This is a genomic window from Phenylobacterium zucineum HLK1 (assembly GCF_000017265.1).
Lineage (GTDB): Bacteria > Pseudomonadota > Alphaproteobacteria > Caulobacterales > Caulobacteraceae > Phenylobacterium > Phenylobacterium zucineum.
In genome coordinates this window covers 1,821,689-1,835,832 of the sequence record NC_011144.1, presented here as the reverse complement: position 1 = coordinate 1,835,832, position 14,144 = coordinate 1,821,689, and the positions used below count along the sequence as shown (strand labels likewise).

Below are 14,144 nucleotides of genomic sequence, written 5' to 3'. Positions count from 1 at the left end.
CTAAGTCCGCGCCAAGCTGAGCTGAACGACGTCGGTCCGCGCGGTGCGGAAGCCGGCCTCGCAGTAGCTGAGATAGAAGCGCCAGAGCTTGCGGAACCGCTCGTCGAAGCCCAGCCGGCGGATGTCGTCCCAGGCCCCCTCGAAGCGCCGGGCCCACTCGGCCAGGGTGTCGGCGTAGTTCTGGCCGAAGCGCGAGACGCCGGCCCAGGAGAGCCCCGCCTTCTCGGTCTCGGCCTTCAGCCGCGCCTCCGAAGGCAGCATGCCGCCCGGGAAGATGTACTTCTGGATGAAGTCGGCCCGCCGCCGGTAGTGGTCGAACAGTTCGTCCCGGATGGTGATGATCTGCAGGCCGGCCCGGCCGCCGGGGGCGAGGCTCTCGCGGATCTTCCCGAAGTAGGTGGGCCAGTAGCGCTCGCCCACCGCCTCGAACATCTCGATGGAGGCGACCCGGTCGAACCGGCCCTCGACGTCGCGGTAGTCCACCAGCCGGATCTCGGCCCGCTCGTTCAGCCCCTGCTCGAACATCCGCCGACTCGCGAACCTGTACTGCTCCTCGGAAATGGTGATGCCGGTGACCTTCGCGCCCACCTCGCGGGCGGCGTACTCGGCGAAGCCGCCCCAGCCGCAGCCGATCTCCAGCACGTGGTGGTCGGGCTTCAGCCCCATGCTCTCGGCGAGGGTGCGGTACTTGCGCCGCTGGGCCTCGGACAGCGGCTCGCCGGGCTTCTCGAAGCGAGCCGACGAGTAGGTCATGGTGGGGTCCAGCCAGCGCGAATAGAAGGCGTTCCCGAGGTCGTAGTGGGCGTGGATGTTCCGCCGCGAGCCCGCTCGCGTGTTGCCGCGCAGCAGGTGGCCGACGAAGTGGACGAAGGACATCACCGGATTGCCCGTGGCCACTTGGTCGATGTTGTTGAAGTTCAGCGCCAGGACCTCCAGCAGCGCCGAAAGGTCGGGCGTGTCCCACTCGCCGGCCATGTAGCCTTCGGCGAAGCCGATGTCGCCCGAGGCCAGCACCCGTTTCATGAAGCGATAGTCGCGGACCACCAGGCGGCCGTCGCGGCCGGGCGCATCGCCCTGCAGCCGGAACTCGCGCCCGTCCGGCAGCACGAAGGTGAGGACGCCCGCCTGCCAGTTGCGCGCGATGATCCTGGCGGCGGCTCTGAAGGCCGCTGGCGCGCCGGCGAGCTCCGCGATCTTGTGATCCAGGCCCATGCTCGCTTCCCCCTAAGCCAGACAACGATAACACCGATCTTCGCCGGCGTGCGAATCGCCGGCGAGCTCAACTACGGCCGCGGCTGGCCGGCGGATGCCGCGGGAGCGCGATCCGGGACTTGAGATCGGGGGCGCGGCGCCGCACTTAGGCCGCCGCAGACGAGAGGAGCCCCATGGCCGTCCTGAAGCTCGATCGCTGGAACCTCGCCATCGGCGACGGCCAGCCGCTGGTGGTGATCGCCGGGCTCAACGTGCTGGAGGACGAGGCGCTGGCCCTGGCCACGGCCCGCCACCTGAAGGCGGCGTGCGAGCGGCTCCAGCTGCCGTTCGTGTTCAAGGCCAGCTTCGACAAGGCGAACCGCTCGTCGATCAGCAGCTACCGCGGCCCTGGCCTGGAGGCGGGGCTCGCGATGCTGAAGGCGGTGAAGGACCAGGTGGGCGTGCCGATCGCCACCGACATCCACGAGCCCGGCCAGGCCGGCCCACTGGCCGAGGTGGTGGACCTGCTGCAGATCCCCGCCTTCCTGTGCCGTCAGACGGACCTCGTCGTCGCCTCCGCGCGGGCCATCCACGCCGCCGGCGGCCTGCTGCACGTCAAGAAGGGCCAGTTCCTGGCGCCCTGGGACGCCAAGAACATCGTCTCCAAGGTGAAGGAGGCCACGGGCGGCGCCGAAATCACCGTCCTTTGCGAGCGCGGCTCGTCCTTCGGCTACAACAACCTGGTCGTCGACATGCTCGGCATCGGCGAGATGAAGAAGCTGGGCTGCCCCGTGACCATCGACGCCACCCACGCGGTCCAACTCCCCGGCGCCGACCCGCGCACCGGCGGCGCCTCGACGGGCGGACGGCGCGAGGGCGTGGCGGTGATCGCCAGGGCCGCCGTCGTCTCCGGGGCCGACGGGGTGTTCCTGGAGTTCCATCCCGACCCCGACAAGGCGCTCTGCGACGGGCCAAGCTGCCTGCCGCTGGACGGCGCCGAGCCGCTGCTGCGCCAGCTCAAGGCGCTGCACGAGGTCGCCCGCGCGGCTTGACCGGCCCGCCAACGCGCCGCACACCCTGAGCCCCATGGATCTGGCCGCACTCCAGCACCTCCTCAGCGAGGTCCCGGGCAAGCGCGTCGCCTGCGTGGGCGACCTGATGGTGGACCGTTTCGTCTACGGCTCGGTCAGCCGCGTCTCGCCCGAGGCGCCCATCCCGGTGCTCGCCCGCAGCCGCGAGATCATGATGCTGGGCGCCGCCGGCAACGTGGCGCGCAACGTCGCCGCCCTGGGCGGCTCGGTCGCCCTGGTGGGGCTCGTCGGCGGCGACGCCGAGGGCCATGAAGCCTCCCGCCTGGTCGGCGAGGAGCCGGCCATCGAGGGCTATCTCGTCACCGATCCCTCCCGGCCGACCACCCTGAAGACCCGCTTTGTCTCGGGCGGCCAGCAGCTCCTGCGCGTGGACCTCGAGGAGAGCCGGCCGGTCGAGGGCGAGTGCGAGCAGCGGCTCGTGCGCACCATCCGAGACGCCGCCCGGGGCGCCGGCGTGATCCTGCTGTCCGACTACGGCAAGGGCGTGGTGACCGACGCCGTCATCGCCGCCTGCCGCGAGGCCGCCGCCGAGACCGGCGCCAAGGTGGTGGTGGACTCCAAGGCCCGCTCGTTCGCCCGCTACGGCGAGATCGACCTCGTCAAACCGAACGCCTCCGAGCTGGCCTACGCCACCGACATGCCGACCGACACCGACGCCGAGGTGGAGGCCGCGCTCGCCCGCGCGCTCGAGCTGTGGTCGGCGCGGGGCGTTCTGGTCACCCGCTCGGGCAAGGGCGCCTCCCTCGGCCTGCGCGGCTGGCCGGTGCGCCACTTCCCGACCGTGGCGCGCGAGGTGTTCGACGCCTCGGGGGCGGGGGACACGGCCCTGGCGGCCCTCGGCTTGGCCCTGGCCGGCGGCGCGGGGCTGGAGGACGCCATCGCCTTCGCCCAGCTCGCCTCCGGCGTCGCGGTGGGCAAGGCGGGCACCGCGACGGTCTCGCCCGAGGAGCTGGTGGAGGCCGTCCTGACCGCCCACATGGCGCCGGCCGAGGCCAAGGTCGCCACGCCGCAGCGCATGGTCGAGGAGGTTGCCCGCTGGCGCGCCCAGGGCCTGCGGGTGGGCTTCACCAACGGCTGCTTCGACATCCTGCACCGCGGCCACGTGGCCTACCTTTCCCAGGCCAAGGCCTGGTGCGACCGGCTGATCGTGGGCCTGAATTCCGACGAGTCCGTCCGCGCCCTGAAGGGCGAGGGGCGGCCGGTGAACGACCTGGAGAGCCGCGCCCTGGTGCTGGCCGGGCTGCAGAGCGTGGATCTCGTCGCGCCGTTCGAGGAGCTGACGCCGCTGAAGCTGATCGAGGCCGCCCGGCCCGACGTGCTGGTCAAGGGCGCCGACTATTCCGAGGACCAGGTGGTGGGCGCCGAGCAGGTCCGGTCCTGGGGCGGCGAGGTGAAGCTCGCCAGCTTGGTGGACGGCTATTCCACCACCGCGGCCATCGCCCGGATGAAGAAAGAGAAGGCATGACCCGCAAGATCGTCTTCGTGACCGGCGGCGCGGGCTTCATCGGCTCGAACATCGCCGCCAAGCTGGCCGAGGACCGCAGCCTGGACGTCGTCGTCTGCGACCGGCTGCGTGAGGCCGAGCTCGGCAAGTGGCGCAACATCGCCAAGCACCCGATCGGCGACTTCGTCGCGCCCGAGGACATGTTCGACTGGCTGGAGAAGCGCTGGCGCGACGTGGAGATGGTCGTCCACATGGCCGCGGTCTCCTCCACGACCGAGCCCGACGCGGACAAGATCGTCCACTCGAACTTCACCCTCAGCCGCGACCTGTTCCGCTGGTGCGCCGACCGGCAGCGCCGGTTCGTCTACGCCTCGTCGGCGGCCACCTACGGGGCGGGCGAGCACGGCTTCTCGGACGACAACGACTACGAGGCGCTGGCCCGGCTGCGACCGCTCAACACCTACGGCTGGTCGAAGGCGCTGTTCGACCTCTTCGCCGTGCGCCAGGCGGGCCGCGACTACGCCCCGCCGCAGTGGGTGGGGCTGAAGTTCTTCAACGTCTACGGGCCCAACGAGGAGCACAAGCACTCGATGAAGTCCGTGGCGGCGCAGATCTGGCCGCAGGTGCGCGAGGGCCACGCGGTGCAGCTCTTCAAGAGCTACCGGCCCGACGTGCCGGACGGGGGCCAGAAGCGCGACTTCGTCTACGTCCGCGACGCCGCCGACGTGACCCGCTGGCTGCTGGACAGCCCGCAGGTGAGCGGGGTCTTCAACCTGGGCTCGGGCCAGGCGCGGACCTTCGAGGAGATGGCGCGCAACGTCTTCGAGGCGGCGGGCAAGAACGCCCAGATCGAATACACGCCCATGCCGCCCGCCATCCGCGACAAGTACCAGTACTTCACCCAGGCGCAGATGGACCGGCTGTTCGAGGCCGGCTACCCGGCCGCCATGACGCCGCTGGAGGAGGGGATCGGCGACTATGTCGGCAATTACCTCAGCCAGCCCGATCCCTACCGCTAGGCGATGTCCGCAGGTCCGCGCTCGCGCCGCTGGCTGACCGCGGCCCTCCTGGGCCTGATCCTGCTGGTGGGCGCGGCGGTGGGCTTCTACTGGGGCGACCTGGTGCGGACCACGCTCGACCCCAAGGTGCCGTTCCAGACCTACGAGCCGCCGCCGGCGCCCGACTACGCCGCGCCCGCGGCCTGGGCCCTGCTGCCCCGCGACGAGACCGATCGCCCGGCGGACGTCTTCTTCATCGCTCCGACGACCTACGAGGGCGGGCGCCACTGGAACGCGCCGATCGACGATCCCGAGGCGCTCGAGGAGTTCCGCGAGACCATGGCGCCGAACTATGTCGGGCCCTTCGTCGGGGTGGGCCGGATCTTTGCGCCGAAGTACCGCCAGGCCAGCCTCTACTCCCTGCTGACGCTGCGCGAGGACGCCCGTGAGGCGCGCCGCTTCGCCTACGCCGACGTGCAGGAGGCGTTCCGCACCTACCTCCAGCGCGACAACCGGGGCCGGCCGTTCCTCGTCGTCGGGGTGGAGCAGGGCGGCACGCTGGGGCTTCGCCTGCTGGAGCAGGAGGTGGCCCGCGATCCCGCGCTGCGCGCCAGGCTGGTCGCCGCCTATCTGGTGGACACCGTGGTCCCCGCCGACAGCCCGCCGCTGCCGCCCTGCACCGAGCGGCGCCAGGCCGGCTGCCTCGCCGCCTGGGCCAGGGTGGACGAGGGCGAGTTCGACGCCGCCAAGCGCAAGCTCGACCGGGCGCTCGTCTGGAACGGCCGCGGGGAGCTCGAGAACCTGACGCCGCGGCCGGCGCTCTGCTTCAACCCGGTGCTGGGGTCGACCACGGACGCGCCGGCCCCGGCGCGGCTGCACCTTGGAGCGGCCAACGCCACCGGCCTGGAGTGGGGCGCCCGGCCGGCCTTCCTGGCGCGCCAGGTGGCCGCGCAATGCCGGCAGGGCGTGCTGCACGTGAGCCGGCCGAAATCCTCGGCCCTGCGCAAGACCGGCTCGTGGGCCGACCGGCGCAAGGCCCCCGGCTTCAACCTCTTCTACGCCGACCTCGAAGCCGACGCCCAGGCCCGGCTCGCCGCCTTCCAGGCGCGCTAGCCCCCGACACAGGAGACGCCGCCATGTCCGAGACCAACCGCCAGTTCGTCCTCGCCGAGCTGCCCCAGGGCCACCTGACCCCCGCCCATTTCCGGCTGGTGGAGGGCGAACGCCCGACGGCCGGGCCGGGAGAGGTCGTCGTCCGCACGCGCTACGTCTCGCTGGATGCGGCGAACCGGGCCTGGATGCAGGGCGCGACCTACCGCTCGGCCCTGGCCGCGGGCGACGTCATGGCCGGCGGCGCCCTGGCCGAGGTGGTGGAGTCCAACGCCCCCGAGCTGGCGCCGGGCGACCTCGTGTTCGCCGACACCGGCTGGCAGGACTACGCCGCCCTCCCGGCCCGGCGCCTGTCGAAGCTGCCGAAACTGGAGCCGATGACCCACCTGCTCAGCGTCTACGGCGTCGCGGGCCTGACCGCCTACTTCGGCCTGCTGGAATGCGGCCGCCCCCAGGCGGGCGAGACGGTCGTGGTGTCCGCCGCCGCGGGCTCGGTGGGCTCGATCGTCGGCCAGATCGCCCGGATCCAGGGCTGCCGGGTGATCGGGATCGCCGGGGGGGCCGAGAAGGGCCGCTGGCTGACCGACGAGCTCGGGTTCGACGCCGCCGTCGACTACAAGGCCGCCGACTTCAAGCGCCAGCTCCGCGAGGCCGTGGGCGAGGGGATCGACGTCTACTTCGACAACGTCGGCGGCGAGGTCTTCGAGGCCTGCCTGTTCGGCATGAAGACCTTCGGCCGGATCGCCTGCTGCGGCGCCGTCTCGCAGTACGACGGCGAGGCGCCGCGCCACGGCCCCCGCGGCGTGCCGGGGCTGATCGTCACCAAGCGCCTGACCCTGCGCGGCTTCATCGTCTCGGACTTCGACGACCGGCGCGAGGCGGCGCTCGCCGACCTGCAGGCCTGGGTCGGCGCCGGAAAGCTCAAGGTGCAGGAGGACGTCATCGACGGCTTCGAGAACCTGCCCCAGGCGCTCGTCGGCCTGCTCCACGGCGAGAACCGCGGCAAGCGGATGGTGCGGGTCTAGCCGGCGTCCCTCAGCCCGAGGTTCGCCTTCCAGTCGAACAGCTCCTGCAGCACCTGCAGGGCCTTGCCGCGCTCGCCGGCGAGCTCGGGGTCGCGCATCACGATGAGCCGCGCGTCGTCGCCGGCGGCGGCGATCAGGTCGCGGTGGGCGATGGGGTCGGCGAAGGCGTAGTCCGGGAAGCCGGACTGGCGCAGGCCCAGGGCGTCGCCGCCGCCGCGCAGCTCCAGGTCCTTCTCGGCGATGACGAAGCCGTCGTCGGTGCGACGCAGGATGTCCAGCCGCTGCTGCGCGGTCTCCGACAGCGGCGGGTCGTACAGCAGCACGCAGGCGCTCTCGCGCCGTCCGCGCCCGACCCGGCCCCGGAGCTGGTGGAGCTGGGCCAGGCCGAAGCGCTCGGCCTGCTCGATGACCATGATGGTGGCGTTGGGCACGTTGACGCCCACCTCGACCACCGTGGTGGCGACGAGGACGGAGAGCCGCCCCTCGGCGAACTCCGCCATCACCGCGTCCTTGGCGGCGGGCGGCAGGCGGCCGTGGACCAGGCCCACGCTGGGGCCGATGCGCTCGGTCAGCTCGGCGGCCCGGCGCTCGGCGGCGGCCAGGTCGGTGGCCTCCGACTCCGAGACCAGCGGGCAGATCCAGAACGCCTGGGCGCCGCCCTGCACCGCCTCGCGCAGGCGGGCCTCCACCTCGTGCGCCCGGGTCATCGGCGCGGCGCGGGTGGCCACCGGCGTGCGGCCAGGGGGCTTTTCGTCGATCCGGCTGACGTCGAGGTCGCCGTAGACGGTCAGCTCCAGCGTGCGCGGGATCGGCGTGGCCGACATGGCGATCAGGTGGGTGGCCTCGCCCTTGGCCTGCAGCCGCTGGCGCTCGGCGACGCCGAACCGGTGCTGCTCGTCGATGACCACCAGCTGCAGCTTCTGGAACGCCACCTCGTCCTGAAAGAGCGCGTGGGTGCCCACCGCCACCCTGGCCTCGCCCGAGGCCAGGGCCGCCAGCTTCTCCCGGCGCGCCGCCCCCTTGTCGCGGCCGGTCAGCAGGACGGTTCCCACGCCATGCGCGGCCAGGGGCCCCGAGATGGTCTCGTAGTGCTGCCGGGCCAGGATTTCGGTCGGGGCCATCAGGGCCGACTGGCCGCCGCTGGCCGCCACGTCCGCCATGGCGCACATCGCCACCACCGTCTTGCCCGAGCCGACGTCCCCCTGGACCAGCCGGCTCATCCGCTCGCCGGCGGAAAGATCGGCGCGGATCTCGGCCAGGGCGCGCTCCTGGGCTCCGGTGAACCGAAAGGGCAGGTCCGCGCGGATCTTCTCGGCCGTCTCGCTCGCGGCGACCCTGGCGGCGGGCTCGCGCCGGCGCGCCGCCTTGCGCTGCGCCATGGCCAGCTGGTGCGCCAGCAGCTCGTCGAAGGCCAGCCGTCGCCGGTGCGGGCTCAGCAGCGACAGGTCGGCCTCGCTCTGCGGATTGTGCAGGCGCTCCATCGCCGCGCGCCAGGCGGGGAACTGCTCCTGGCGCAGGAACGCCGGGTCCTGCCATTCCGGCAGCTCGGGCGCGCGCTCCAGCGCCTCGAGCACGAAGCCGCGCACCCGGCGCGCGGGCAGGCCTTCGGTCGCCGGATATACCGCCTCGAGCTCGGGAATCTCGCCGGCCTTCTCGGGCGGCAGGATGTAGTCGGGATGGACCATCTGCCGGCCGAAGCTGCTCTCCTCGACCTTGCCCGAGACGATCCTTCTCGCGCCCACCGGATGGCGCTGGGCGAGCTGGTCGCCGTAGCGGCCGAAGAACACCAGGGTCATGAAGCCGGTGGGGTCGGTCACCTGCACCCGCCACGGCTGGGCCTTGGTCCGCGGCGCCTGATAGCCGTGGATCGCCACCTCGAAGGTCATGGTCTCGCCGTCGCGGGCGGCCGACAGCACCGCGGGCGTGCGGCGGATCAGCGAGTGCGGCTTCAGCCACAACACGTCGCGCACGATCGGGCCCGCCACCTTCTCCAGCAGCGGGGCCACGCGCGGGCCCACCCCCTTCAAGGAGGTTATCGGCGCAAACAGCGGGAACAGAATCTCCGGCCGCATGATTGCAACATACCTGACTGGCGCCGGAGCGAGGGGGGCTCTATATCCGCGACCTCCTGATGACCGAAGATGATCCACGGCAGAAGAAGCTGAAGCTGCGCGCCTGGCGCCGCGGTTTCCGGGAAGCGGACCTCATTCTGGGGCCGTTCGCGGACAAACACGTCTCCACGTTCTCCCCCGAGGAGCTGGACTGGTTCGAACGGCTGCTGGAGCAGCCCGACCAGGACCTCTACGCCTGGATCGTCGACCGCGAGCCCGTCCCGGCCGCTTTCGACGGCGAGCTGATGAGGCGTCTCAAGACGTTCCGCGACGAGGTTTACGCGAAAGGCATGACCGGTGGCGGCTGACGGCTCCCGACCCGTAAGCGCGGCCCAGCTGCGGCGCGTCGCCGACGATCCCGGCCGGCTGGACCTGGTGGGCGCGCCCGAGGGCTTCGACGCCCTCGTCATGGCCGACGTGGTCAAGGCGCGCAAAGGCCTGTCGGTGTTCGTCGCCCGCGACGGGGCGAGGCTTTCGGCCTTCGCCGACGCCTTCCGCTTCTTCGCCCAGAACGTCGAGGTCCTGACGCTCCCCGCCTGGGACTGCCTGCCGTACGACCGGATCGGCCCGTCGCCGGGCGTCGCGGCCCAGCGGATGGCCACGCTGTCGCGCCTGGCCGAGGGCCTGGACGAGAAGAAGCCGGCGCTGCTGGTCACCTCGGTCCCCTCGCTGCTCCAGCGCGTGCCGCCGGTGAAGGCGGTGAAGCGGGCCAGCTATTCGGCGAAGGTCGGCAACTCGGTCGAGATCGCCGACCTCGAGCGCTACTTCGCGGTGAATGGCTACGCCCGGGCCTCCACCGTCTCGGACCGCGGCGAGTTCGCCATCCGCGGCGGGGTGATCGACGTCTTCCCGCCCACGGCCGAGGAGCCGGTGCGCCTCGACCTGTTCGGCGACACCCTCGAGAGCATCCGCGCCTTCGATCCCGAGACCCAGCGCTCGACGAAGCAGCTCAAGGAGGTCTCCCTCCTGCCGGTCAGCGAGGCCCTGCTGGACGCCGACGCCATCAGCCGGTTCCGCACCGGCTATCTGGAGGCCTTCGGGGCGCCCGGCGACGATCCGCTCTACGCCGCCATCTCCGAGGGCGGCCGGCGGGCCGGCATGGAGCACTACCTGCCGCTGTTCTACGGCGAGATGGCGACCCTGTTCGACTACCTGCCGAAGGACGCGCTGGTCGGCCTCGACCATCTCTCGCGCGACGCCCGCGACGAGCGGCTGGAGATGATCGCCGACGCCTACGAGAGCCGGGCGGCGACCGAGCGCAAGGTCCAGTACCACCCGCTGGAGCCCGAGCGCCTCTACCTCGACAAGGACGAGTGGTCCGAGCGGCTGGCGAAGCGGGCCACCCGCCGGTTCTCCGCCTTCCAGGAGGCCGAGGGCGAGGCGGTGCTCGACATGGGCGCGCGCCAGGGCCGCGACTTCGGTCCCGAGCGCAAGCTGGACAGCGTCAACCTCTTCGAGGCCACCGCCGACCACGCCAAGAAGTTGTCGTCGGACGGCAAGCGGGTGCTGTTCGCCTCGTGGTCCGAGGGCTCCTCCGACCGCCTCGGCCACATGCTGGCCGACCACGGGCTCAAGACCCTGCCGTTCGCCCCGTACTGGGACGCGGCCAAGGCGGCCGATCCGAAGACCCCGCAGCGGGTCGTCCTGCCCCTCGACCACGGCTTCGAGACCGACAGCCTGGCGGTCATCTCCGAGACCGACATCCTGGGCGATCGCCTGGCCCGGCCGCGCAAGCGCCGCCGCGCGGCCAACTTCCTGGCCGAAGCCTCGGCCCTGACGCCGGGCGACCTCGTGGTCCACATCGACCACGGCATCGGCCGCTACGACGGGCTGAAAACCCTGGACGTCCAGGGCGCGCCGCACGACACGCTCGAGCTGCAGTACGGCGGCGAGGCGAAGCTCTACCTGCCCGTCGAGAACATCGACCTTCTGACCCGCTACGGCGCCGACGCCGAGAACGTGCAGCTGGACCGCCTCGGCGGCGCCGCCTGGCAGGCCCGCAAGGCCCGCGCCAAGGAGCGGCTGCGCGAGATGGCCGACGGCCTCATCCGCATCGCCGCCGAGCGCGCCACCAAGGCCACCGACGCCGTCGAGCCGCCGCAGGGCGTGTTCGACGAGTTCTGCGCCCGGTTCCCCTACGAGGAGACCGAGGACCAGCTCATGGCCATCGGCGACGTGCTGGAAGACCTGGCGGGCGGCAAGCCGATGGACCGGCTGGTCTGCGGCGACGTCGGCTTCGGCAAGACCGAGGTCGCGCTGCGCGCCGCCTTCGTGGTCGCCATGAGCGGCCAGCAGGTGGCCGTGGTCGCGCCGACGACCCTCCTGGCGCGCCAGCACTACAAGACCTTCACCGAGCGGTTCGAGGGCTGGCCGGTGAAGGTGCGCCGCCTCTCACGGCTGGTGACGGCCAAGGAGGCTGCCGAGACCCGCGAGGGCCTGGCCAAGGGCGAGGTCGAGATCGTCGTCGGCACCCACGCCATCCTGTCGAAGCAGGTCTCGTTCAAGAACCTGGGCCTCGTCATCGTCGACGAGGAGCAGCACTTCGGGGTCAAGCACAAGGAGAAGCTCAAGGAGCTCCGCGCCGACGTGCACCTGCTGACCCTGACGGCGACGCCCATCCCGCGCACCCTGCAGATGTCGCTGTCGGGCATCCGCGAGATGTCGATCATCGCCACCCCGCCGGTCGACCGGCTGGCGGTGCGGACCTACATCACGCCCTGGGATCCGGTGGTCATCCGCGAGGCGCTGCTGCGCGAGAAGTACCGCGGCGGCCAGGCCTATTTCGTCGCCCCGCGGATCAACGACCTGCCCGAGCTGGAGCGTTTCCTGCGCGAGCAGGTCCCCGAGGTGAAGTTCGTGGTCGGCCACGGCCAGATGGCTCCGACCCAGCTCGAGGAGGTGATGAGCGCCTTCTACGACGGCCAGTACGACGTGCTGCTGTCGACCACGATCGTGGAGAGCGGCCTCGACATCCCGACCGCCAACACCCTCATCATCCACCGGGCCGACATGTTCGGCCTGGCTCAGCTCTACCAGCTGCGGGGCCGGGTCGGCCGCTCCAAGAGCCGCGCCTACGCCTATCTGACCACCCCGGCCGAGAAGCAGATCACCCTGTCGGCCGAGAAGCGCCTGAAGGTGCTGCAGTCGCTGGACAACCTGGGCGCCGGCTTCCAGCTCGCCAGCCACGACCTCGACATCCGCGGCGGCGGCAACCTGCTGGGCGAGGAGCAGTCCGGCCACATCCGCGAGATCGGGGTCGAGCTCTACCAGCAGATGCTCGAGGACGCCGTCAACGAGCTGAAGGAGCGGGCCGGCGCCGAGGGCGTCCCTGACCGGGGCTGGTCGCCGCAGATCAACACTGGCGCGGCCGTGCTGCTGCCCGAGGACTACATCCCCGACCTGAACGTGCGCCTCGCCATCTACCGGCGCATCTCGGACGCCGAGCGGGTGGACGACCGCGAGGCCCTGGCCGCCGAGCTGATCGACCGCTTCGGGCCGCTGCCGCCCGAGGCCGACCAGCTGCTGAAGGTGGTGGCCATCAAGGGCCTCTGCCGCCAGGCGAACGTGGCGAAGATCGACGTGGGCCCCAAGGGCGCCGTCGTCACCTTCCGCAACGACGACTTCCCGAACCCGATGGGCCTCGTCCAGTTCGTGGCCAAGAACCAGGTCGCCTGGAAGGTCCGTCCCGACCACAAGGTGGTGGTCAAGGGCGAGTGGGAGACGCCGGTCCAGCGCCTCAACGCGGCCGAGAAGGTCCTGGCCGAGCTGGCGAAGCTGGCGGCCTAGCTCGCCTTGCGGCCGGCCGCCGCGGCGGCGGCCTCCTCGAGCGCGCGACCCACGGCCTCGGGCGAGGGGACTTCCGCCGCGCCCATGTCGAAGTCGACCACGAACGGCTGGGCGCCGTCGCCGGCGTCGAACGCCGTGCAGCCGATCACCGCGGCGATCCGCTCGCCGGTGGCCCGCGCCGCGTGCAGCGGCGTGGCGGGGAGGGCGAGGGCGAAGACCTCCGGACCCAGGCGCGCGGCGGTGTCCTCCACCCGCACGAGGCGGCCGATCATCGAGCCGATCTGCGGCACGGCCCGGGCCACCCAGCCGCCGGCGCGCGGGGCGCGCAGCTCGGGCTTCTCGGCCACCTTCAGGACGCACACGCTCAGCGGCCGGTTGCGCGCCTGGGCGGCGCGGGCCAGCCGGCCGAGGTGGGCGGCGAACAGGTCCCGGGTGAAGAGGCCGGTGGCGGCGTCCATCAGGCCCGAGTGGCGGGCCTGCTCAAGCGCCTCGCGCACCGACTTCTGCCGGCGGTAGGTCCGCGCCAGCTCCACGACCCGGCGCGCCGTCTCGCTCTCGGGCGTCTCGGGCGAGGCCACGTCCGAGATTCCGCGGTGATAGGCCTCCGACGTCGTCACCGAGGCGTCGGCGCGCAGGTAGAGCAGGGCGGGCGTGTGGTAGAGGCGGGTGTTGCGCCGCATCCCGCCGGCGATCGACATCGCCTCCTGCGGGTTGTCCCCGGCCCACAGAACGACCGCGTCGAACGGCCGCTCGTGCAGGTAGTCGAAGGCGGTGAAGGCGGTGAACGCGCCCACCACCTCGGCGCCGTTGCGGGCCAGGGCGTTGGACAGGGCCAGGAACTGCGGCGCGGGCTCCCCGATGGCCAGCACGCGGTACGGGGTGAGGTCCTCGGCCGGCATGTCCAGCGCGTGGCCGCGCTCGGCGAAGGTCGCCAGCCGCAACTCGAACTCTTCCTCGGAAACCGCTGTACGGACAAGGGTTTCCAGCCGCATGGCGGCCTGAGCCGGGTGCAGCGGGGCGGCCATGGTCAGGTCGAAGCCGCGGTCCTTCAGGAACGGGTCGGGAGTCCCGATCGCCACCACCGGCATCCGCCGCGGCGCGCAGGCGGCCTTAAGCCGCGCGGCCAGCTCGGGCGCCTCGTCGCCGAAGCTCTGCAGGTCCACGATGGCGGCCTCGATCTGCAGGTCCGAGAGGGCCGCCTCGGCGCTCGCCGCCCGGCGCGCGGTCACGGTCCGCCAGCCCAGGCGGTCCAGTCCCTCGGCCAGGGGTCCGGCCACGGAATCGTCGCGGGCTGCGATCAACACCCGGGCCTGTACGCCTGCCGCCATTTCCCCATCCCAATACGCCCGCCGTTGTCCTAAGCACGGAATCGGGCGCGCCCAAAGCGG

The 14,144-nt window shown here is 72.0% G+C and carries 10 protein-coding genes; 7 read left to right on the top strand and 3 right to left on the bottom strand.

Annotated features, from left to right (window positions below):
• Positions 1-1,212: an SAM-dependent methyltransferase gene (locus PHZ_RS08975; protein ID WP_012522181.1), complete on the bottom strand. Its 1,212-nt coding sequence runs from the start codon at positions 1,210-1,212 to the stop codon at positions 1-3.
• Between the two features lie 173 nt (positions 1,213-1,385).
• Here PHZ_RS08975 and kdsA point away from each other — a divergent pair, with 173 nt between their 5' ends.
• From kdsA to PHZ_RS08950, 5 genes are read left to right on the top strand one after another with little or no spacing between them, the layout of a single operon-like run.
• On the top strand, positions 1,386-2,243 hold the full coding sequence (gene kdsA, locus PHZ_RS08970) for a 3-deoxy-8-phosphooctulonate synthase (RefSeq protein WP_012522180.1): 858 nt from the start codon (positions 1,386-1,388) through the stop codon (positions 2,241-2,243).
• 34 nt (positions 2,244-2,277) lie between these two features.
• Positions 2,278-3,747: a D-glycero-beta-D-manno-heptose 1-phosphate adenylyltransferase gene (gene rfaE2, locus PHZ_RS08965; protein WP_012522179.1), complete on the top strand. Its 1,470-nt coding sequence runs from the start codon at positions 2,278-2,280 to the stop codon at positions 3,745-3,747.
• On the top strand, positions 3,744-4,745 hold the full coding sequence (gene rfaD / locus PHZ_RS08960) for an ADP-glyceromanno-heptose 6-epimerase (RefSeq protein ID WP_012522178.1): 1,002 nt from the start codon (positions 3,744-3,746) through the stop codon (positions 4,743-4,745). The genes rfaE2 and rfaD overlap by 4 nt, the downstream gene beginning before the upstream one ends.
• A gap of 3 nt (positions 4,746-4,748) precedes the next feature.
• Entirely contained in the window at positions 4,749-5,837 is a 1,089-nt protein-coding gene (locus tag PHZ_RS08955; protein WP_012522177.1) for a DUF3089 domain-containing protein, read from the top strand.
• Positions 5,838-5,860: 23 nt separating this feature from the next.
• Positions 5,861-6,859, top strand: a complete 999-nt coding sequence (locus PHZ_RS08950; protein ID WP_012522176.1) for an NADP-dependent oxidoreductase — start codon at positions 5,861-5,863, stop codon at positions 6,857-6,859.
• On the opposite strand, the gene recG is transcribed toward PHZ_RS08950, so the two are convergent.
• Positions 6,856-8,931: an ATP-dependent DNA helicase RecG gene (gene recG, locus PHZ_RS08945; protein WP_012522175.1), complete on the bottom strand. Its 2,076-nt coding sequence runs from the start codon at positions 8,929-8,931 to the stop codon at positions 6,856-6,858. The genes PHZ_RS08950 and recG overlap by 4 nt on opposite strands.
• Positions 8,932-8,990: 59 nt before the next feature.
• Between recG and PHZ_RS08940 the strand changes: the two genes are divergently transcribed.
• Together PHZ_RS08940 and mfd are read left to right on the top strand one after the other, a co-directional pair.
• Positions 8,991-9,278: an FAD assembly factor SdhE gene (locus PHZ_RS08940; protein ID WP_012522174.1), complete on the top strand. Its 288-nt coding sequence runs from the start codon at positions 8,991-8,993 to the stop codon at positions 9,276-9,278.
• A gap of 28 nt (positions 9,279-9,306) precedes the next feature.
• Entirely contained in the window at positions 9,307-12,756 is a 3,450-nt protein-coding gene (gene mfd, locus PHZ_RS08935) for a transcription-repair coupling factor (RefSeq protein ID WP_041374058.1), read from the top strand.
• Here the strand turns inward: mfd and PHZ_RS08930 are convergent.
• Complete coding sequence (locus PHZ_RS08930) at positions 12,753-14,084, bottom strand: diguanylate cyclase domain-containing protein (protein WP_012522172.1); 1,332 nt, start codon at positions 14,082-14,084, stop codon at positions 12,753-12,755. The two genes, mfd and PHZ_RS08930, sit on opposite strands and share 4 nt — an antisense overlap.
• Between the last annotated feature and the right edge of the window lie 60 nt (positions 14,085-14,144).

Bases quoted from the DNA above. Each gene is read 5' to 3' on its own strand.
- PHZ_RS08930 (WP_012522172.1), bottom strand. From the start codon at position 14,084: ATGGCGGCAGGCGTACAGGCCCGGGTGTTGATCGCAGCCCGCGACGAT.
- PHZ_RS08975 (WP_012522181.1), bottom strand. From the start codon at position 1,212: ATGGGCCTGGATCACAAGATCGCGGAGCTCGCCGGCGCGCCAGCGGCC.
- rfaE2 (WP_012522179.1), top strand. From the start codon at position 2,278: ATGGATCTGGCCGCACTCCAGCACCTCCTCAGCGAGGTCCCGGGCAAG.
- kdsA (WP_012522180.1), top strand. From the start codon at position 1,386: ATGGCCGTCCTGAAGCTCGATCGCTGGAACCTCGCCATCGGCGACGGC.
- rfaD (WP_012522178.1), top strand. From the start codon at position 3,744: ATGACCCGCAAGATCGTCTTCGTGACCGGCGGCGCGGGCTTCATCGGC.
- PHZ_RS08940 (WP_012522174.1), top strand. From the start codon at position 8,991: ATGACCGAAGATGATCCACGGCAGAAGAAGCTGAAGCTGCGCGCCTGG.
- PHZ_RS08950 (WP_012522176.1), top strand. From the start codon at position 5,861: ATGTCCGAGACCAACCGCCAGTTCGTCCTCGCCGAGCTGCCCCAGGGC.
- recG (WP_012522175.1), bottom strand. From the start codon at position 8,931: ATGCGGCCGGAGATTCTGTTCCCGCTGTTTGCGCCGATAACCTCCTTG.
- PHZ_RS08955 (WP_012522177.1), top strand. From the start codon at position 4,749: ATGTCCGCAGGTCCGCGCTCGCGCCGCTGGCTGACCGCGGCCCTCCTG.